Source organism: Haloferax sp. KTX1, from assembly GCF_902410085.1.
Taxonomy (GTDB): Archaea; Halobacteriota; Halobacteria; order Halobacteriales; family Haloferacaceae; genus Haloferax; species Haloferax massiliensis.
In genome coordinates this window covers 166584-186682 of the sequence record NZ_CABPRH010000005.1, presented here as the reverse complement: position 1 = coordinate 186682, position 20099 = coordinate 166584, and the positions used below count along the sequence as shown (strand labels likewise).

14 protein-coding genes and 3 pseudogenes are annotated in these 20099 nt (G+C 60.4%); 11 read left to right on the top strand and 6 right to left on the bottom strand.

The features are described 5' to 3' along the window. Nucleotides 1-287: 287 nt before the first annotated feature. The 3 genes and pseudogenes from FY251_RS10530 (at nucleotide 288) to FY251_RS10520 (ending at nucleotide 4491) form a co-directional block, all read left to right on the top strand. A complete protein-coding gene (locus FY251_RS10530) occupies nucleotides 288-1841 on the top strand; it encodes a family 43 glycosylhydrolase (protein ID WP_255516663.1) in 1554 nt (517 codons plus the stop codon). 416 nt (nucleotides 1842-2257) lie between these two features. Further along, nucleotides 2258-2681 (top strand): annotated as a pseudogene (locus FY251_RS10525) (DDE-type integrase/transposase/recombinase); the annotation flags it as partial. 745 nt (nucleotides 2682-3426) lie between these two features. Beyond that, a complete protein-coding gene (locus FY251_RS10520) occupies nucleotides 3427-4491 on the top strand; it encodes a threonine synthase (protein WP_148414783.1) in 1065 nt (354 codons plus the stop codon). A gap of 33 nt (nucleotides 4492-4524) precedes the next feature. On the opposite strand, the gene FY251_RS10515 is transcribed toward FY251_RS10520, so the two are convergent. Then, a complete protein-coding gene (locus FY251_RS10515; protein ID WP_148414682.1) occupies nucleotides 4525-5448 on the bottom strand; it encodes a glycosyltransferase family 2 protein in 924 nt (307 codons plus the stop codon). A 125-nt stretch (nucleotides 5449-5573) separates the two neighbouring features. Beyond that, nucleotides 5574-6338 (bottom strand): SDR family oxidoreductase, encoded by a 765-nt coding sequence (locus FY251_RS10510; RefSeq protein ID WP_148414680.1) that lies wholly within the window; start codon nucleotides 6336-6338, stop codon nucleotides 5574-5576. Between the two features lie 264 nt (nucleotides 6339-6602). Between FY251_RS10510 and FY251_RS10505 the strand changes: the two genes are divergently transcribed. Further along, complete coding sequence (locus FY251_RS10505) at nucleotides 6603-7265, top strand: helix-turn-helix domain-containing protein (RefSeq protein ID WP_148414678.1); 663 nt, start codon at nucleotides 6603-6605, stop codon at nucleotides 7263-7265. Between the two features lie 476 nt (nucleotides 7266-7741). On the opposite strand, the pseudogene FY251_RS10500 reads toward FY251_RS10505, so the two are convergent. From FY251_RS10500 to FY251_RS10480, 4 genes and pseudogenes are all read right to left on the bottom strand, one after another. Next, a pseudogene (locus FY251_RS10500) lies at nucleotides 7742-8378 on the bottom strand (MarR family transcriptional regulator). Nucleotides 8379-9255: 877 nt separating this feature from the next. Beyond that, complete coding sequence (locus FY251_RS10490; RefSeq protein ID WP_148414674.1) at nucleotides 9256-10659, bottom strand: permease; 1404 nt, start codon at nucleotides 10657-10659, stop codon at nucleotides 9256-9258. A gap of 230 nt (nucleotides 10660-10889) precedes the next feature. Then, on the bottom strand, nucleotides 10890-12224 hold the full coding sequence (locus FY251_RS10485; protein ID WP_187367389.1) for a lysylphosphatidylglycerol synthase transmembrane domain-containing protein: 1335 nt from the start codon (nucleotides 12222-12224) through the stop codon (nucleotides 10890-10892). A gap of 47 nt (nucleotides 12225-12271) precedes the next feature. Next, nucleotides 12272-12517 carry a hypothetical protein gene (locus FY251_RS10480; protein ID WP_148414670.1) on the bottom strand — a complete coding sequence of 82 codons (246 nt, stop codon included), beginning with the start codon at nucleotides 12515-12517 and terminating at the stop codon, nucleotides 12272-12274. 131 nt (nucleotides 12518-12648) lie between these two features. On the opposite strand from FY251_RS10480, the gene FY251_RS10475 reads away from it, so the two are divergent. From FY251_RS10475 to FY251_RS10445, 7 genes and pseudogenes are all read left to right on the top strand, one after another. After that, nucleotides 12649-12846 (top strand): heavy-metal-associated domain-containing protein, encoded by a 198-nt coding sequence (locus FY251_RS10475; RefSeq protein ID WP_148414668.1) that lies wholly within the window; start codon nucleotides 12649-12651, stop codon nucleotides 12844-12846. A gap of 135 nt (nucleotides 12847-12981) precedes the next feature. Continuing rightward, the gene (locus FY251_RS10470) at nucleotides 12982-15240 is read left to right on the top strand and encodes a heavy metal translocating P-type ATPase (protein WP_187367388.1); all 2259 of its coding nucleotides are present in this window, start codon (nucleotides 12982-12984) and stop codon (nucleotides 15238-15240) included. Further along, complete coding sequence (locus tag FY251_RS10465; RefSeq protein ID WP_148414667.1) at nucleotides 15237-16343, top strand: saccharopine dehydrogenase family protein; 1107 nt, start codon at nucleotides 15237-15239, stop codon at nucleotides 16341-16343. Before FY251_RS10470 ends, FY251_RS10465 begins: the two co-directional genes overlap by 4 nt. A 122-nt stretch (nucleotides 16344-16465) precedes the next feature. After that, nucleotides 16466-16803, top strand: a pseudogene (locus tag FY251_RS10460) (cation-transporting P-type ATPase); the annotation flags it as partial. A gap of 116 nt (nucleotides 16804-16919) precedes the next feature. Then, complete coding sequence (locus tag FY251_RS10455; RefSeq protein WP_148414657.1) at nucleotides 16920-17498, top strand: metal-dependent transcriptional regulator; 579 nt, start codon at nucleotides 16920-16922, stop codon at nucleotides 17496-17498. Further along, nucleotides 17499-18761, top strand: coding sequence for a multicopper oxidase domain-containing protein (locus tag FY251_RS10450; protein WP_148414655.1), 1263 nt, complete (start codon nucleotides 17499-17501; stop codon nucleotides 18759-18761). Continuing rightward, nucleotides 18762-19997, top strand: coding sequence for a ZIP family metal transporter (locus FY251_RS10445; RefSeq protein ID WP_148414654.1), 1236 nt, complete (start codon nucleotides 18762-18764; stop codon nucleotides 19995-19997). Nucleotides 19998-20099: the final 102 nt, after the last annotated feature.

Below are 20099 nucleotides of genomic sequence, written 5' to 3'. Positions count from 1 at the left end.
CGGTGAGAAGACCGAACGGTAGGCTGAACAGCAGACCGAACAACAGACCGGACTGCAGTTGAGAGAAGCAGCGAACGGTATCGAGTTGAACAGCCGGGGATACCGACGCGACTGTTTGCTCTGCGACGGTCGGGCCGACTCCAGAATCCGGTTCGGCTCTCAGTGCCGAGTTTGCAACGGTTCCCCTGCCGTTACGGCTGAGAAAACGAGAACCGAAGCCGGAAGAGCTGAGCCAGACAATAACAGCAAAAAGCATTATGTATATGTGACTATATTTTGGCAGTTGCATGCCAGAAGATGACAGTGGCGTGAACAGGCGGAACGTCTTGAAAAGCATCGGTATCGGCGCTCTCGGCTCGACTCTTGCAGTTGCGGGGAGCGGGTCAGTCTCAGCGACGACGGACGATTCGACGCACTACCACAACGCGCTGTACGGCCCTCACTTCCCCGACCCCACGATTCATCGGGCGGGAGACGGAACCTGGTGGGCCTACGGAACGAACATGAATCGGAACAGCGACTCCGACGAGTTGCTCGTCCCGATTCTGCGCTCTGACAACCTCCACGAGTGGACCTACGTCGGGGAAGCCTTCGACTCCCGTCCGGGCTGGACGTACGGGTCCATCTGGGCACCGGACATCCACTACTACGACGGCGAGTGGGTGATGTTCTACTCGCTTTCGCCCCGCCCGTGGGAGAGCGGTGAGTTCGGTATCGGCCTCGCAAAGTCCGACACGCCGGACGGCCCCTTCACTGACTACGGCCAGATTATCGGTGACAACGACCACGCCGGCGGCGGGTCCATCGACGGGTACTTCGTCGACTACAACGGCACGCCGTATCTGTTCTGGGGGAGTTTCCAGGGAATCTATCTGATGGAACTCACCTCGGACCTCCAGGACTGGAAGACGGGGACGCTCCAACAGGTCGCCGGTGACGCCTACGAGGGGACGACGGTCTTCTACCGCAACGGCTACTGGTACCTGTTTGTCGCAACCGGGACCTGCTGTAACGGCTACAGCAGCACCTACGAGGTAGAAGTCGGGCGCTCGACGAACTTCTTCGGGCCGTACACCGACGTATCCGGTACGGACATGATGAGCTACAACAGCGACAACGCCGGCATCGCGCAACTCACCTCGAACGGTCGGTTCGTCGCGCCCGCCCACGGAGACATCACCACGGACGACAACGGGCAGGACTGGTTCGTGTATCACGCCTACGACCGTACTGGTCCGGAGTACGTAGACGGCGTTCCGGCCCGGCAGTTCTTCATCGACCGCGTCGAGTGGACGGACAACGATTGGCCGGTCATCGCCGGCGATAAGACGCCCAGTCTCCAGTCGGTCGAACCGAACACCAACGACAGCGGCGTCCTCGCCGACGGCATCTACGAGATCCAGAACGTCAACAGCGGGAAAGTGATGGAGGTCGCAGATGCCAGTACGAGCGACGGGGCGAACGTTCGGCAGTGGACCGCGAACGACTGCACCTGCCAGCGATGGTGGGTCGAGTACATCGGTGGCGACGAGTACCGCATCGTCAACGAGAACAGCAACCGCGCACTCGACGTGCCGGACGGGACGACCACGGACGGCGCGAGTCTCCAGCAGTGGCCGTGGTTCACCGGTGCCGCCCAGAAGTGGAACATCATCGACAACGGTGATGGGACCTACCGCATCGAAAACGTCGCGACTGGTGATGTAGCCGAGGTGTACAACGCCGGGACCGCTGACGGAGACGACGTGGTCCAGTGGCCGTGGAACGGCGGGGACCAGCAGCGGTGGAACTTCGACTTCATCGGCGGCGTCCAACCCCTCTGGGACGGTCGCCCGTGGTGATCGGCAAGACAACACCACAACGACGCTGAGCCAGCACGCAGCTTCTGACCCCGTTGCAACGACAGTCGCTGGGCATGGCTCGCGGTTCGGCGTCTCGTCGTTGCAGCGACGCACCTTTTTCGAACGTGGAATCCGCCCCGAACTCTACTACTGGCGCTCGGGCGCGTCTGCTTTAATACGCCACAGGCAGTGGTTCAGCAACTTGGGATTGCTATCTTAGTGATAGGCGTCGGTGTTGTGGTTTGGGCAAGAGATATTCTATCGTTGATACTCGATGCGAGGAACTGAAACCCCCGACACTTAGCGCGGAGACGCTGGCTATGACGACCGACTTGTAAGTTCAGCACGGCCCCTAAAACAGTCAACATAATGGTACTTTAACGGGGTCGTAGGTCTGAAGTTCACGAACCCACCTTGAGGCAACGCCGAAGCGGGTTGCGGTCGACGAAACCGCTGTCAAAATCAATGACGAATGGTCTTGGTTGTGCGCTGCAATAGACATCGGGACAAAGCTGATTCTTGACGTCGAGTTGTTTGGACGACATGGTACTGATCCGGCTGCTGCGCTTCTCCATCGACTCTCGGAGAAACACGATCTCTCAGACGCGGTGTTTCTCGTTGATGGTTACGGCTACCAGACTGCAGTCTCTCGATTAGGATTGAGCGGTCGGCTTGACTACATCGAGCGAAATCTCATCGGAAGTGGTTTCACACCCTCAAAATGCGAGTCGACCGCTTCCATAATTCGTGGATTGGTAGCCGTGGAGTCGCCTGCGACTATTTCATATGGTTTGTACAATATAAAACATTCAAAGTCCTTGCCGAGCCCTCGATGGATAAATACTCGTAGATGAGACCACTAAATAGGCATTCGACTCCGTTGAAATTCTTCAACGTTGATATTAGAAGAGCTACTCTTCCAACCGGTTTCGTCGGTTCGGTTAGAAACGAGCCTCTCAGCAACTCGACAGACGTGAAGTGGGTTTCAACAGAGCCAGCCATTCTTAAATCCGATATCCGCTACTAGCTTGTGACTGTCTAGAGTCACACTCCCGATGTCATTTTTGAATATCCACACAGTGGAGTGTTCACTCCAAGATTTCAAGTTGGAGTGGTCACACTATTGATGATTAATGCCGGCGTCGAGGACACATGCACTTTAGCCCGGCACGCGGTCGAGTGACGGAGGAACGAGACCGCGACAGTCCGAAATGGTCGGTCGCGAGCGAAGCGAGACGCGACCGCAGAGAGCGTCTCGATGCGAACGGCGAGCAGCGCGAACCGTGAGCAAGCGGAGGGCGGCGAGCGGTGCGAGCCGTATCGTCCCACACCAGCCACCCGATGGCGTGCGTTGATTCCGCAACGAACTCCAGGCGGGACAGAAAGGGGCCGGGGTTCGAAACCGCAAGCGAACGCATATGTCTCCGGCCGCCGCAGCATCGCTATGTCTCTCTCGTTGAGCTGTTATCGTTGCGGGGAGCGCTACGACGACGGTACCCCGGTCAGGTGCGACTGCGGGGAACCGCTCTGGGTCGACACGGAGCCGACGGCATTCTCGTGGGGCGACTGTCGAGATCGGGGTGGGATGTGGCGGTACGAAGCGCTGTTGCCGATCGATCGCCCCGAGGGCGTCGCGCGGGCCGCAGGCGGCACACCCCTCGTCAGGAGCCCCGGACTCGACGACGCCGCGGGCGCTCGGGTGTTCGTCAAAGACGAGGGTGAGAATCCAACTGGCGCGTACAAGGACCGCGGGAGCGCGGTGGCCGTTCCTCACACGGTCGCGACCGGCGACGACGTCGTTGGCACGGTCTCGTACGGGAACATGGCGATCAGCACCGCTGCCCACGCGGCGAGCCTCAATCGGGAGTGCGTCGTGTTCGTCCCGGAGCGGACCTCGTCAGTGCGGCTGGAACTCATCGCTCAGTACGAGCCGACTATCGTACAGGTCGCCGGCGACTACGGGAAGCTGTACGGGGACGCGCTCGACCTGTCCGAGCGCCTCCCGATCGACGTGCTCGTGAGTGACGCGCCCACCCGCATCAGCGGATACAAAACGGCACTGTTCGAGATCTACGAGTCGCTCGCCCCGGCGACGCCCGACGTGATCGCGCTACCGGCGAGCTCCGGTGGCTTCGCTTCGGGGATCTGGCTCGGAATCCGGGACCTAGAGCGCGCGGGACTGATCGCGGAGCCGCCGCGCCTGTGTCTCATCCAGACCGCGACGGCCGACCCGCTAACGCGGGCGTTCGAGGCCGGAGAGACGAAGCCGACGCCGCTGTCGCCCGACGAGACCGGCGAAACGATCGCTCACTCGATCGGCAACCCGGACCCGCCGAGCGGCGCTCGCGCCCTCGCCGCGGTTCGCGACACTGCCGGCGTCGTCGTCTCCGTTACCGACGACGAGATACGGACCGCTCAGCGCCGGTTCGCCGTCGACGGTGGGTTCTGTGTCGAGCCGGCGTCCGCGACGACGCTAGCAGGCGTGTCACGCCTCGCGGAGCGTGGCGATATCGCCGCTGATGAGTCCGTCGTTCTCGTGCCGACCGGAACGGGGTTCAAGGAGATGGGAACCGGCGATGCTGAGGTCGTGACCGAGACGGTCCGCAGGGACACCCTTCGGGATCGGCTCGAATCGTTGCTCGCCCCGTAGCGCTCGTGGTTCGACGCGAGGGAAATATGTCACTTAACGTTGATTCTTGACAACAGTTACATCGAACTTGCCACGCCAGCGGTATCGCCGACCACCCCAGACGAACGTCCGACGGATGAGCGCATAGAAAAGAAGGGGCACGAACACGAACACCGCCGGGTAGGCGAGTACGGCCGTCCACCGACGGACGCCTAACACTTCGTTGATGGCGAGGTGGAGCACCGTCAGGACTGCCGCTGTAGGGAGCGGGGCTCTGATTGCACCAGTCAGGACGACCAGCGAGATTGCCAACGTCCCGGCGATGGCACTGGGAAAGTGCCACCGGAGAATTTGTGTCCATCGGACCGGGCGCTCAATCGCCTCACGGATGGTCCCTCCGATGGGAACCGTGCGCGTTCGACTGACCGTCGTCACCTCAAGGTATTCCATGAGGAGACCGTCGTCGCTGACGGTCCGCCGAAGCTCATCGAGGAACGCGACCTCGTCGATGTCGTTCCGGCTGAATATTACTGCGCCGCCCCAGATCTGGTTGCCGAGGTAGAGACCTAACGAGCCAGCAGAGGCGTACAGTGGTTCGAGCAGCACCGACAGGGGGTCCCGTCCTATGAAGTACGGCACTTCCGAGGTCGGCCCGTGGGATTCGTAGTCTGCGTTGAGGGTCGCCAGCCAGTCTGGGGGGTGATGATAGTCGTCGTCCGTCCAGACGAGGCGGTCATGGCGCGCCGCCCCCATCCCGGCAGCGATGGCATTGGCTTTCCCGGAACAGCCCGTCGGCTTACCGGCAGTGATGATTCGGACTTTCTCGTGGTGGGGCGCCTGATCAGCGACGGGGTCGTTCGGGCAATCGTGAATGATCAACAACTCGTCGCCATCGTTAAGCTGGGCGGCCAGCTCGGCGCATGTGTCGGTCCACCGCGTGGTCGGGAGGAGAACGCTCGTCGGCGGTCGGTCGGACATGTCGTTATTCTTCCTCACCTATGGCGATGAATCCGCTGCCGGCCATCCATGGACGCTTATGGGGGACAGCGTCTGGAGCCTGTCGGCCGCACGCCCGCAGGCGATTGCCATCGAGCCACGCGTCGTCACTCCGAATTGCCGATGATTCCAGCCGTCATTCGCCGCCAGATCGACGGGAACCAGCGGGTGAGCGCCAACCCGACTCGCGTCGTCAGGTCGGGTGTGATTACCGGTCGGGTTGAGTGAATCTTATCGGCCAGTTTGCGGCCGACTTCCTCGGGTTCGACCGTCATCCACTCGGGATAGTCGATGTCGGCGGTCATCCCTGTATTCGTGGACGGCGGAATCATCAACGTACAGGTGACGCCCGTGCCACGGAGTTCGAGCCGGAGCGAGCGGACGAACGCCTTGACGGCACCCTTGGTCGCGGAGTACCCGGACAGGCCGGGGTGTCCGGTATCGGCTGTCCCCGAGCACATGTTGTGAATAAGACCGGACCCCTGCGCTCGCATGTGCGGGAGGACCGCCCGAATCAGACGCTGATAGCCGAAGAAGTTGACCTCGAACTCACGACGCGTCTCAGCCATCGGCTGTGACTCGAAAAACCCGGCTTGAGCGACACCCGCATTGTTGACGACGACGTCGATCCGGCCCCACCTCTCCACGATGTCGTTCACCGCCGTGGTCACGTCGTCGGTGTCGGCGACGTCGCACTCGTGGTATCGAACCCGGGCAGTTACGTCGTCTCGGGCGTCAAGCACGTTGTCCCCGGCCACGTCGAGTGCAGCGATCAGACGGTCTTCCTCGGCAAGCGCCGTCAGCAAGTGATAGCCGATCCCTTCGTTCGCACCGGTGAGAACGATAACCTCTTCGTCGGTCGGTGTTGTCATACACGGACCCAACAGATTTCTCGTCTGCAACGGTTTACACGCTTCAGCGCAGGGCCATCACAGTGGTTGTGGAACCGAGTCCGACGAGCACCGAGGGCGTTCGCTCGCTCGGTCCCTTCGCCGGGAACTGAGTCCACCGTCTCTCTCATCGCGTCTCCGAATTCCATCGGGTAGATCTCTTCACCCGGAGATGGTGAGCGTGCTGCCGGCGATCCACGGACGCTTATGAACACTGGTTTTATGGGCGGCGACCCATCGTGACGCATGCGCTATGTCACTCTCGTGGCTTACCCCGACGAGGACGGGATCAACCGGCTCGACCGGCGAGTCATGAATCTTGACCTCGAATACCGCGCGATCCACCGCATGGAACTCCTCGACGACGATACCGTCGCCATGTTCGCCGAGGGGCGCGGCGACGTGGAGGGACTCCGTCGGGTGCTCTCGGAGTCGTCTAAGGTGATCGAGTTTACGATATCCGGTGACGACGGTGGTTTTTTCTCGTACACACGCTACGCGGCCGACGACCTGACAAGGACACTCATGGAGGGCCGACGTGAATCATCGTCCCTCATCGAGATGCCGGTCGAGTACACCGACGACGGCGGCCTTAGAGCGACCTACATCGGAACAGAAGCGGCCTTCGTCGACGTATTTACCGAACAGCCCGAGGGTGTCAGGATCGAAATCGAACGCACAGGACGATACACACCCGGCCCACGCCACGTCGTCTCCCGCCTGACCGAGCGACAGCGCGAGGTACTCCGGGTGGCGATCGACCTCGGCTACTACCGGGAACCCCGCGAAGCGACTCACCACGAGATCGCGGCGGCGACCGGACTCGCCGGGACGACCGTCGGCGAGCACCTCCGGAAGATCGAGGCGACGGTGTTCTCGTCGCTACACGTCGGCACCAGCGATCGCTGAAGCCGCCGATGTTTCGGGCAGCCACGTTGGTGCGAATTAACCACAGCCGTGGTTTCTCGCCCGAATTGAACCGCTCCGCTCGCAGTCCTGTTCTCGTTCGTGGTCCGATTCGCGTGGGTTGCACAGCAAAATACGTCGGTCGCTCCGTTCGCTACTGGTGACGAGTCACCGTTCTGAACAGACTCGATGACTGTCGAACGGGGCTAGCTGGGACTGCGGTCCCTGCTGAATTGACTACTCACCGTCAACGACATCAGGAAGTGAGTCGCGCAACCAGTGAACCGAACAGACGCTTTCGTTCGACTGCTGTGGAGTCTGTGTTTGGTTGTTCCTCCTCGTCGCCGGCTACGTCGGCCTCGACATCGTCTCGTTTCGATGCTTCGTACTCGGCAATCAGATGGGGGACGTGTCGATTGCACATGTATCGACAGATGCGTCCGAAACACATAGTGAGTTGCCAATTGATAACACACAAATCACGTCGGGCGTTGTAGAAGGTCGTCACTCGGGTACACTCGATACGTTCGACCCTGTCGCTCACGATACAGCAACCCTCGTTTCTCTAGTTCGCTCACCGTCTGACTCACTTTGCTCTTCGAGAAATCGGACCGGTCTCGCAGTTCAATTTGCGTGATTCCCGGCGACGTGAGGACAGGTTCGAGAATCCGTCGTCCGTCCTCCGGCAAGACGTCGAGGACCGGTTCTCGACGGGCAGGGGGGGTATCGCCCTCCGCTGCTGATTGCGCTTCTGGATTTTCGGGATTCGTCTCCGCCACGTTCTCCGGTACCGGACCCGCTCCTGTTGATTGGCGTTCCTTGGAGAGTTCGACTAGCGAGCGACGGAGGCTAAGATATATTCCCCCAAGTGCGCCCGTAACGATGAGTGTCCCGAGGATGTACCACACCGGACTCGTTCCATGGACACCTGTCATTGATGTCCCATCATCGAACCCATCATCTGGTCGAACGATTGTTGTTGCTGGTACGCTTGCCAGCTAAGTAGCCTCCTACTGTCAAGAGAGAGACGAGGGCGAGTCCGACGACGGTGTCTGTTTGACGTCGGTTCGTGTCTGTTTCCCTCGTTGGAGTGAGTGTATCCTCATGAGCAAATATCCGACCTCCATCGTCGTACGTATTTTGACCTGTCCCATGTAGTGGGTGTTGTATTCGAAATTTCCAGCACGGACTTCACTCGTTCTGCCGTGCCATACTTTGACTTTACAGATTATGTGGGTGAATATGATTCTATCATCTAAGTTCGGGTCCCTCATTTCATTATATTCAAATTTGAAATGTGAAAAAATCTGGAACGGTTATCTTGCTTTGGCAGTCTGTGAGCGGCTAATTACCGAATACGGTTGTTCTGGTTTGAAATCCGAAAGCATATAAATAGACGCCAACGTCCGCGATAGCCGCTGCTTTGTGATTTGGACACCCTTTCTCTTTCCCGACGTTATACGCGTGCTCGAAACACGAGGACAACAAGGACCCGATGCCGTTTCGTCAGTACGCTGGGGTGGGGACTGCAATCGTCGGTGTAATTGGGTGTTTGGAGTATGAGAATGAACAGCCACCGTTCGACGGTACACTTACGGTTACGACGGCAACGCAATTCAGTTCGCCGGGGTGCAGTTGCTGTAGAGAGTACGCGACGAATCTACGGGAGTGTCTCGATTTCGAGCTCGTCGAGCGTTCCCCGAACGACATCAGCGGTATCAAACAGTAGTATGGTTCCCGACGAAGTTCTCAGTTGTCACACGTTGGTTCTCGATGACCTCGTCGTCGAAGGACGCTCCCGGTCGATACTATCGTAACAGCATTTGAACAGCAGTCGCTTTCGGGTATCGCGTTACCCGGTATGCCGGCTGGTTCAACGAGAATGCCTGGTGAACAGACCGCACCGTTCACCAGCTACGAATTTGCGAGCGGAACAGTGAGGTGTTCACTGAACTGTAACCGAGTGCGTTCGATTCATTTCGTGTGACGGTGGTTAGTGATGGTCGTGACTCTGTTCTCGACCTTCCTCCCCAACAGTCGGTTGGACGTGTGAGAATTCCGATGGCTGTTCTTCGAACGACCGCTTGCATCGCTTCGAGCAGAAATAGTACGTCTCACCGTCGTGTGTTAGACCCGGCCCGTTGTCATCGGTCCGCATTCCACAGACTGGATCACGGTACTGCCCGGGTGCACCGAGTCCACGTCGGTAGACGTAGAGGAGGAACCCTGAGAGTACGAACGCGATTGTGTTGAGGTAGAAGGTGTAATTGAACTCGAAGTACGTCTGCTCTGACGCGGTCTGCCCACCCGCCAAGTTCGGAACGATGCCGAGGATGTTGAACAGTTCCTCCATGAGGAAGCCGGTGAACGCCATCGTCACGAAGAAAATACCGAGGATGTACAGCATGACCTTCCAGCCGTAGTATTTGCGGTAGACGTTCAGGACGGGTATCGTGATGAGGTCGGCGTAGACAAATGCGATGACGCCAGCGAAACTGATACCACCGCCCCACAGCGCAACGGCGAAGGGAACGTTCCCCATACTGCCGACGAAACTGATGACCGCGATGGCGACACCCATAATCGCGTTCTCGGCGCTCACTAACAGACCCTCACCCCGCAGGAAGAGCGCGTTCCAGACCCACTGGGGGACGAACACGATGACGAACCCGGAGATCAGAAAGCCGGCGATCACGTCTTTCCAGATCATCGACCACTCTTTGCGATACTGGTTGCCGACCTTGTACCACCCGCCCCACGAGAACAGTTCGTCGCGCCACCCCCCGCTACTGGCGGCTTCCTGCTGGTAGGTTTCCATACAGCCCGCCGAACAGAACTTCAGAGTCTCACCGCCGTCGGTTGTCAGCGAATACTCGTCTTTCCCTTCCATCCCACATGTCGGGTCCTCAGTAGTACCGTGTTCGTGGTCGCGCTGATTCAGTTCCCGTCGAACTTCGTCGAAGAGGTTCTCGGGGAGCGTCACGTGGACGAGTATCGCCATCACGGCGATGAGGATGACGCCCCCGAGGAGTTCGGCAACGAGGAACTCCCACCCGAGGAGGATGAGAATCATCAGGCCGAGTTCGACGATGAGATTCGTCGAGGCGAACATGAACGCGAGGACGTTCACCGCGTGCGCACCCTTCTTGAACAGTCCTTTCCCGATGGCAACCGCTCCGAAACTACACCCGCTACTTGCGGCGCCGAACACCGTCGCTTTCGTGAGGCCGCTCAGGTTCTCGTCACCGAGTACGTTGGCCATCCGCTCCTTCGAGACGTAGACTTGGACGAGGCTCGTAATCATCAGTCCCATGATAATCGCCCACGCGGCGGTCCAGAGGAAGCCGACACCGATGCGTAACGATTCGAGGACCCCGTCGATGAGCGTCGCTGGCATATCTAGACAATCACAGCCATTCGCTTTGTCAATTGTCCTTACAATAGTGAGGAAACAGCGACTCGAAATTTCGCATTCGAAAGTCCGGTCCGGGGTCGACAACTGTATCTCACTCGCGACTGTCGTTCTCGTGCGTGGGCCACCGTGAATCCTCGGTCCTGTCTGTAACCACGCGGATGGGGTCGTCCCATCGAAGAGAGCGATGCAAGCGACCGCGTTCCTCGTCTGTGTTAGTCGGGCAAGTCCCGAGGGAGGCGATTGACAACCCCCCACGTCAGAGCGAAGCTGAGAGCGGTGAGTGACACGTCCCGAACTGCGTGGACCACGATACTGTTCGGTTCGATAATGAAGTGACTCTGATGTATCGCGATAGTCACCAGTACCGAGAGTGAGGCGGCGAGAGCGATCAAGAGCATCGGAACCGTCGAATGCCGTGGCGTAGATCTCTCCGCGTCCCAATCGGCAGGGGGTGTCTCATCAGACCCACCGATGATACGCCGGGAGCGGTCCGACTCCGTTTCGAGCGAGTTGCTCACCACGACGAACCACCCGGTTACGAGGCCACCGATGAGCGACGGTACCCAGAACGCACTCGCTCGATAGAGGAGAACCGCCGCCCCAGCGATGGGTGCGGTCACACCGGCGGTCGAGACGAGTAATACCGTCAGCAGGGCCTCCGAGCTTCCGAACCCTCCCGGTGTCGGAGCGATGCCGGCGAGTTTCCCGACAGGGATAATCAGAAGCACAGTAGCGACAGGAGCGTCGAATCCGAGCGTTGCGAGGGCGATCCAGAGGGTGGCCGCCACCGCGAGCTGCCCGACGATGCTCAGGGCGAACACGACCGCAAGACGGCGGGGGTCCGATGCGATGCGGTCGATCGACCGGATAAATCGGTTCCCTCTTCGTTCGAGACCCTCGCGTGTGGGGGGGTTGAGGGAGGGGACGAACCGCGCGCAACCGCGGACAGGCGGCACAACGGCGGACACGAGTATGCTGACGAGGCGGTGTCTGTACCGCCAGCCCACAACTAGTCCGAGTGCGATTCCGACCGAAATGCCAGCTACCGTCACCGCCGCGTTTCTGAGTGTCCCCGCAACCGTGACGCGCGACCCGAGATACCCAACGCCGAGTAGCCCCAACACGACCGCAGCAACTCGGTTGAGCGCGTTTAGGCTTCCAATCGCGGCCAGCCCCGTCTCGAAGTCGGTTCCGATCGCTCGCCTGAACAAGACCGCAGTTACTGGGTCACCGCCGACCTGCCCGAACGGCGTGATTCCGTTCAGAAATCCCGAAGCGGCGTATAGCCAGGTCGAGTCCGAGAACCGGAGTGAGACACCAAGCCGACCGAACACGAGCGAGAGTCCGAGCCCCCAGAAGATTAGCGGAACCACTCCGACGAGTAGTAACGAGGAAATCCGCGCTGGCGGGACCGACTGCAGCACGCGTTGAATCTCGGTGAGTCCAACGATGTTGACGTATACGACAAGTAGTAGACCACCCAGTAGCAGTCCACCGATTGTTCGCTGTAACCGACTTCCTGATAGCTGGTTTTGAAACGGGGCCACGGGAATTGTAGACGTCTGTGAGTTGCGTTCGAGTACCTAGCTTGGGCTTAATCGACGAGGCTCCCGAGCAGTTCGTAGTCGTGATCAGGGATGTACCGAGGGAACGACAGGCTGTTCGAGAGCACCGACACGCTTGAGAACGCCATCGCACCTATCTCTTCGGGGCTTGCTACGCAGGCCGACACGGCCGGTGCTGAGAGACCGACGATGTCCGCGATGTCGCTGTAGAGACGGCGGGCGTTGGACATCGATAGCTGGACGGTCTGGGGGTCTATCTCGTCCAAATCGCGCATGGGCCAGCTACGTGTTCAAACCACTAAAACCGACTAGCCAAATTCACTTTGGATTCCAAGATATCCATGCGTCCTAGAATTCGAATCGAAGGGGAAATCTGCATAAGAATAGCGAACAAATGTATGACTGCATGTCGACAACCATCACCGTCGAAGGAATGACTTGCGGACACTGCGAACAGACCGTCGAAGCGGCGCTCGCTGGCGTGGCCGGTGTCACCGGTGCGACTGCTGACCGCGACGCGAACGAAGCGAGTGTCGATGGTGACGCCGACGTCGACGCGCTCGTCCAGGCGGTCACAGAGGCGGGGTACACCGCGCACGCCTGAACCACACACGGTCGTTGTATCGAACGAAAGACGACTCCGTCCACACGCTCACGAGTTCCTCCTCCCGCGTCTCTCGCGTCGGCTATCGGGGCTGGTTGGATTCATGTGGGCGAGTGACAAATAGTAACACAATCCATGAACGACCATCCAAACCACGACGACTCGCCGGACCGCGAAGACCGCGATTCGGACGACTCCCCAGCGAGCGAGGGGCAACCAGAGGCCAATTCGCACCACGACCACGGTGCATCTAACGCTCACGACCCCTCCACAGGTGAACACGCCCACCAGTCAGAGCACGGCCACACACGACATACCGAAGGGGAACACGCTCACCACCCGCCTGGCGACCCGACTCGCGAGGGTCGCGTCCACGGGGGTAGTGTTGAGGAACACGACCACGACGGCCACAGGGCTCACACCGACCACTCGGGACACGAACAGATGTTCCGCCGCCGGTTCTGGGTGTCGCTCGTTCTCTCGATTCCGGTTATCTTCTTCAGCGAGTTCATCCAGAGCGTCTTCGGCTATACGGCACCGACGTTCCCCGGAAGCGTCTGGATTACACCCGCCCTCTCGATAGTTATCTTCGCGTACGGCGGGGTGCCGTTCCTCTCGATGGCTCGGACCGAACTGGAGAACCGCGAACCGGGAATGATGATGCTCATCTCGCTGGCGATAACCGTCGCCTTCGTCTACTCCATCGCCAGCCTGTTTCTCGAAGGGACGACGCCCTTTTTCTGGGAACTGGTCACGTTAATCGACATCATGCTGCTGGGCCACTGGATGGAGATGCGTTCGGTCCGGCAAGCCTCCGGCGCGCTCGACGAACTGGCCAAACTCATGCCCGACACCGCCGAACGAATCACCGACGACGGGGATACCGAGGAAATCCCCGTCTCCGAACTCTCCGAGGACGACGTCGTGCTCGTCCGCCCCGGGGCCTCGGTTCCAGCGGACGGTGAAGTCGTCGAGGGCGAGTCGTCGGTCGACGAGTCGATGATTACGGGCGAGTCCCGACCAGTCGACAAGGGCCCCGGGTCGGAAGTCGTTGCCGGCACGGTCAACCAGGACGGCAGCCTTCGCGTCCGAGTGACGAAGACCGGAGACGAGACGGCCCTCGCGGGAATCATGCGCTTGGTCGACGAGGCACAGCAGTCGAAGTCCCGCACGCAGTTACTCGCCGACCGCGCGGCTGGGTGGCTGTTCTACATCGCTCTCGCCGTCGCGGGTATTACAGCCGTCGCATGGGTCATCGCGGTTGGATTCAACATCAGCGTCCTCGAACGGGTCGTCACGGTCCTCGTCATCGCCTGCCCGCACGCGCTCGGCCTGGCCGTCCCCCTCGTCGTGGCCATCAACACGTCCACCGCCGCTCAGAACGGGATGCTCATCCGTGACCGCATCGCCATGGAAGAGGCTCGAAACCTCGATACGGTGATGTTCGACAAGACTGGGACGCTCACCAAGGGTGAACAGGGCGTCGTGGGCGTCGTGACGACGGGCGACTGGGACGAAGACCGTGCGTTCGAGGTCGCTGCGGGCGTCGAGGGCGACTCCGAACACATGATCGCGCGTGCCATCCGGACCGCCGCAGAGGAACGCGGTGTCCAGTGTGCAGGCGTCTCGGACTTCGAAAACCTCCGCGGGCTCGGCGTGCGGGCCGTCGCTGATGGTGACACGGTCCACCTCGGCGGGCCGAACCTGATCGAGAAACTCGGTATCGAGCGATCCGACGAAATCGTCTCCTTCGCCAACGAGGCGGGGTCGAACGCCCAGACCGTCATCTACCTCATCCGAGACGAATCTGAGGTCGTGGCGGCGTTCGCCCTCGCGGACGTGATTCGCGAGGAGAGCCGACAGGCAATCGACGCCCTCCACGCGATGGGTATCGAGGTAGCGATGCTGACCGGCGACTCCGAGGACGTCGCTCGCACCGTCGCCGAGGAACTCGGCATCGACCAGTACTTCGCCGAAGTGCTGCCCGAGGAGAAAGACACCAAGGTGGGGCAACTCCAGACAGAAGGGAAACTCGTCGCGATGGTCGGCGACGGCGTCAACGACGCCCCCGCTCTGACGAGAGCCGACGTCGGTATCGCCATCGGGTCAGGCACCGACGTCGCCATCGAGTCGGGGGACATCATCCTCGTCGACAACAACCCGCTCGACGTCGTCCGTCTCGTCCGGCTCTCGAAGGCGAGCTACCGGAAGATGCAGGAGAACCTCGTCTGGGCGACCGGCTACAACGTCTTCGCGCTCCCACTTGCCGCCGGGGTTCTCGCACCCGTCGGTATCCTCCTGTCGCCGGCAGTCGGCGCGGTGTTCATGTCGCTGTCGACGATCATCGTCGCAATCAACGCCCGCCGGCTCAGAGGGGTCGATCTCTCGGCATGACGACGCTGATCGTCGGAGGCTACGGGTCGGTCGGTCACACGATTGCGGAGGAACTAGCCACAGCATCCGAGGGACCGAGCGCGGTGATCGTCGCTGGCCGCGACGGGGCGAAGGCGAGCGCTGTCGCAGCCGAATACGGTGAACACGTCTCCGGTGCCGCGTTCGACCTTCAGGAGCCGGACTCGTACGCTCGTGTCCTCGAAGGTGTCGACCAAGTAGTGATGTGCGTAGACCAGTCGGGAACGGCATTCGTCGAAGCCTGTCTGGAGCGAGGCATCGACTACATCGACGTCACAGCCTCGGACGAGTTCTTCCGCGAGGTCGAACCGCTCGACGACAGCGCCCGCGATGGCGGCGCGACAGCGGTACTGAGCGTCGGACTAGCGCCCGGCGTTACGAACTTGCTTGCGAAACGAATGGTTGACAAGCTATCTACTGTCTCGGAGATCCGAATCGGAGTGCTCCTCGGTCTCGGGGAAGCGTTCGGGCCCGCGGCGAGTCGGTGGACGATGGAGCGAATCGGTCGGGAGTTTACGATACCCGCTTCAGATGGCACCCGTTCGGTCCGTGGCTTTACTATACCGGAGGCAATAGAATTTCCTCGGTACGGTCGCCGTCGGGCCTACAGCTTCGACCTCGCGGATCAGCACGTCCTCCAGCGGACGCTCGACGTGCCAGCGAGAACGTTCCTGTGTTTCGACTCGCGGGTGATCACGTCCGCAGCATACGGCCTCTCGCGGCTCGGGTTGTATCCTCCTGCCGTCGACGCAATCGGACTCGACCGACTGACGGAACTCGTCTCGACACGCTCGGTCGGTGGGGATGGGTTTGCCGTGACAGTCGAGGTCGACGGGCAACAGGATTCGACCGCGAAGACATTGATGACGGCAATTGACGGCCGAGAACAGAGTCGAGTGACCGGTATCGCCGCGGCGACCGTGTCGATGGCCAGCCACGATACGACGGTTCCCGACGGGGTTCACCACGTCCACGAGATTCTGGATACCGAACCGATTCTCGACGTTTTGCGGGAACGGGGATATCGTCTCACGACCAGCGAGCGGGTTCGCGGAACGAGCGAGACACGCACTCCAATACCATGAGGAGATACTAATGACGACACAGCCAGTTTCCGTTGGTGAACGCACGATAGTGCCGGGTGAGAAGGAGTCGTTCCGCTTCGCGTGCAGCGAGACGTACAACGGAGACCCCGTCGGGGTCCCGTGACGGTCATCAACGACCGCCGGCGCTGGCGACGGCGACGGTCTGGGTCGCAATGGGCGCGGCGGGGACCGACACGGCAGTCGAACCGGAAGATGTTGCGCTGATGGGTGACGAACTGTCGAAACTCCCGTATCTCTATGCGCTCTCAGGGAAGGCCAACGGGGTCATCCGGGAGAACATCTGGGCGAGCATCGGTGTGAACTCACTGTTGGCCGTCGGGGTCCTTTCGGTCTGGTGAACGTTGCAGTCGCCGTCATCGTCGGCGATATGGGGGCGAGCCCCGGTGTGACGACGAATGCCCTCCGGTTGGCGAGACTCAGACCTGACAACTTCGACTGACAGTACCCATCAATACGATCGTTTACCATCACACCCGTCTGTCGCAGTATTTTACCGATGAAGACTGCCAAGTGCCATTAGAAAACTTTATCTTTAGATGTATCAAAATTCACTTCATGGTACTCCCGAACGTCGAAGACTATCTGAAGACCATCTACGATCTTCAGGACGACGACACGCAGGTCGCACCGTCAGCGATAGCGGCCGCGACGGGGGTCAAACCACCAACTGTGACGATTTTGACCGAGCGGCTCGGGTACGACTGGTCGGACGTTCACGACGAAGCCGACGTGCTAGAACACTACGTCAGTGAGAAACTCGAAGCACGACTTGAGGCCGTTCTGGGAAACCCGACGGTTGACCCACACGGTGCCCCCATTCCGACTGGCGACCTTACAGTGCAGCGTGACTCACGTCGCCAGTCGGTCACGGAGTGCAAACCCGGTGATCTCGTGGTCGTCTCCGAAGTTCGAGACAGCAGCCGGGCTGTGTTGGACTATCTGGCGGCAGCTGGCGTGACGCTCGGCACACGACTTGAAGTGGCCGAGATCGCGCCCTTCGGCATGGTTACGCTCGACGTGACCGAGACGGGCGAGCGGTTCTCCCTCCCCACGGAACCCGCGATGAACGTCTTCGTTTCACAGTGTGACGATTATTCGGTCAGCAAAACCGGGCAGTTCAGCGAGGCACCTTAGATGCCATCATTACCGTATTCACGAGCAGCAGAGCTCACAGAGAAGTTAGAGCATAGATTAGTCGACTCTCTTGAATCGGATTTCAAGACCACTCGCCGGGCGGTCCTCGGCGGAATCGGCCTGGCAGGGAGTGCCGCTCTCATGGGGACTGGACGGGCAGACAGCGACGGCACCGGTGGACATGGGGGTGACGCACACGGAAACTTCGGTGCGGTCGGTGAGTACAGCGACCTCGATTTTGACCCCCACGAGTATCTGTATCAGTTCAATACGGGTCGCGGCGAACAGGAGAACGTCCCACAGGACATCTACGAGGAGAACGGCCGGACGGTTCGTGAATTCACGTTCCAAGCCGTCGATACCACAGTCACCATCGCCCCAGGCATTGAGTTCCCAGCGTGGGCCTACAACGGACAGGTACCCGGCCCGACGATTCGCGCCGTCGAGGGTGACCTAATCCGCGTCACGTTCGAGAACCTCGGACGGCACGCACACACTATCCACCCGCACCTGCGAAACCTGAACCCCGACATGGATGGGATTCCGACCAACGGACCGGGCGTTCTCAACACCGGCGAATCGTTCACCTACGAGTGGATCGCCCAACCGGCAGGTAGCCACTTCTACCACTGCCATTCGCTCCCTCTGAAAGAGCACATCCACCGGGGACTGTACGGGGCAATCATCATCGACCCCAACCCGGAACGCGTCGCCGAGAACCCAGAGGAGTACTGTGAGTTCCACCGCTCGCAAATCACCGACGAACTCCGTGCGGACCTCGTCGCTGAGGCGAAAAGCCGGAACCACGAGTATCCCGAAAATGACGCCGTCAACGAGATGGTGATGGTGATGAACGGCTTCGACACCAACTTCGACGGCGACAACGAGGTCTACGCGGTCAACACCCGCGCGTTCGCCTACGGCGTCGGCCAGACCGACGGGAAGGGTAACTGGCAAGCGGGCGAGACGAAACGGCCGATACAGATTGACAAGAACAAACGTCATCGGGTGTATCTCATCAACGCCATCGAGTTCGACCCCATCAACTCGTTCCACACCCACTCGCAGTTCTTCGACTACTACGACCACGGGACGACCCTACTACCGACGAACAAAACCGTCGACACGGTCATGCAATGTCAGGCACAGCGCGGCATCATCGAACTCGACTACTCAAACCACGACTCGGGACTCTACATGTTCCACGCCCACCAGTCCGAGTTCGCCGAACTTGGGTGGATGAGCTTCTTCGAGGTGGTCTAAATGAGCAAACCGAACACCGACGGCGGAACCACCGTAGACCGAGCAGAGCGCCCCCTCGGGCTTCCCAAGTGGGTCGCAGCACTCCTTCCGATTCTCCTCTTAGGCCTCATCGTGGGTGGCTTTTTCGCGGCGACGCCGTTCGCGTCCCTCGACACTGGCGGCGAACCGCTCCCAGATGTCTCTGTGACGCACACGACATTGCCGAACGACGAGACGGTCGTCCTCCACGTCACGAACAACGGACCGCGTGAAGTGACTATTTCACAGGTGCTCGTCGACGACGCCTACTGGAACTTCGAGGTGCAGGGAGCAGGTGGCGATACCACCCTCGCACCGCGTGAGAGCGCACAGGTTGTCATCCCGTATCACTGGAATCCCGGTTGGGACCTCGGGGTTGCGCTGCTGCTCTCGGACGGCGCGACGGTCCACCACACCATCGTGGCACCGAGCCAGTCGCCGGGCCTGACAGGTGATCTCTTGCTGACGATGGCCGTCATCGGCCTGTTCGTCGGCGTTATCCCCGTTGCGCTCGGAATGCTGTGGTTCCCGTTCCTCCAATCGATGAGCGACCGGTGGCTCCACGCCATCCTCGCCTTCTCGGCGGGTATCCTCGCGTTCCTCGCCATCGACGCCGGCTTCGAGGCGTTCGAACTCGGTGAACAAGTTCCGGGTGCGTTCGAGGGAACTGCCCTCGTTGCGCTGGGAATACTCGGCGCGCTCCTGGCCGTCCAAGCCGTCAGTGCATGGCGGGAAGGTCGGGCCGCTGCCGGCGACGCTCGCGCACAGAGCGGTCTGTGGGTTGCCTATCTGGTTGCACTCGGCATCGGTCTCCACAACCTCGCCGAAGGACTGGCCATCGGGAGTTCGTTCGCACTCGGGCAGGTCTCGCTTGGTGCGTTCCTCGTCATCGGCTTCATGCTCCACAACGTGACCGAGGGACCGGCCGTCGTCGCACCCGTGGCTCGTGGGGAGCGCCCGAGCGTCCTGCACTTCCTCGCGCTCGGCTTCCTCGCCGGCGCACCGGTAATCCTCGGCGGCTGGCTCGGGAGCCTCGCGTTCTCGCCGACGCTCGGGGCGTTCTTCCTCGCCGTCGGCGTGGGTGCAATCCTGCAGGTCATCTGGGAGCTGTGGGGGATGATGAATCGGAACGGACGAGCAGCGTCTGCACTGAATCTCGTCACGTTCCTTGTCGGACTCGTCGTGATGTACGCCACCGACCTCTTCGTCGCACTCTAACTCCTCGGTCATTACTCACACAACTATGAACCGACGTCAGGTACTTCGACTCTGCGGGGCAACACTCGCAGCGACGGCTTCTGCGGGCTGCTCAGCCACCGG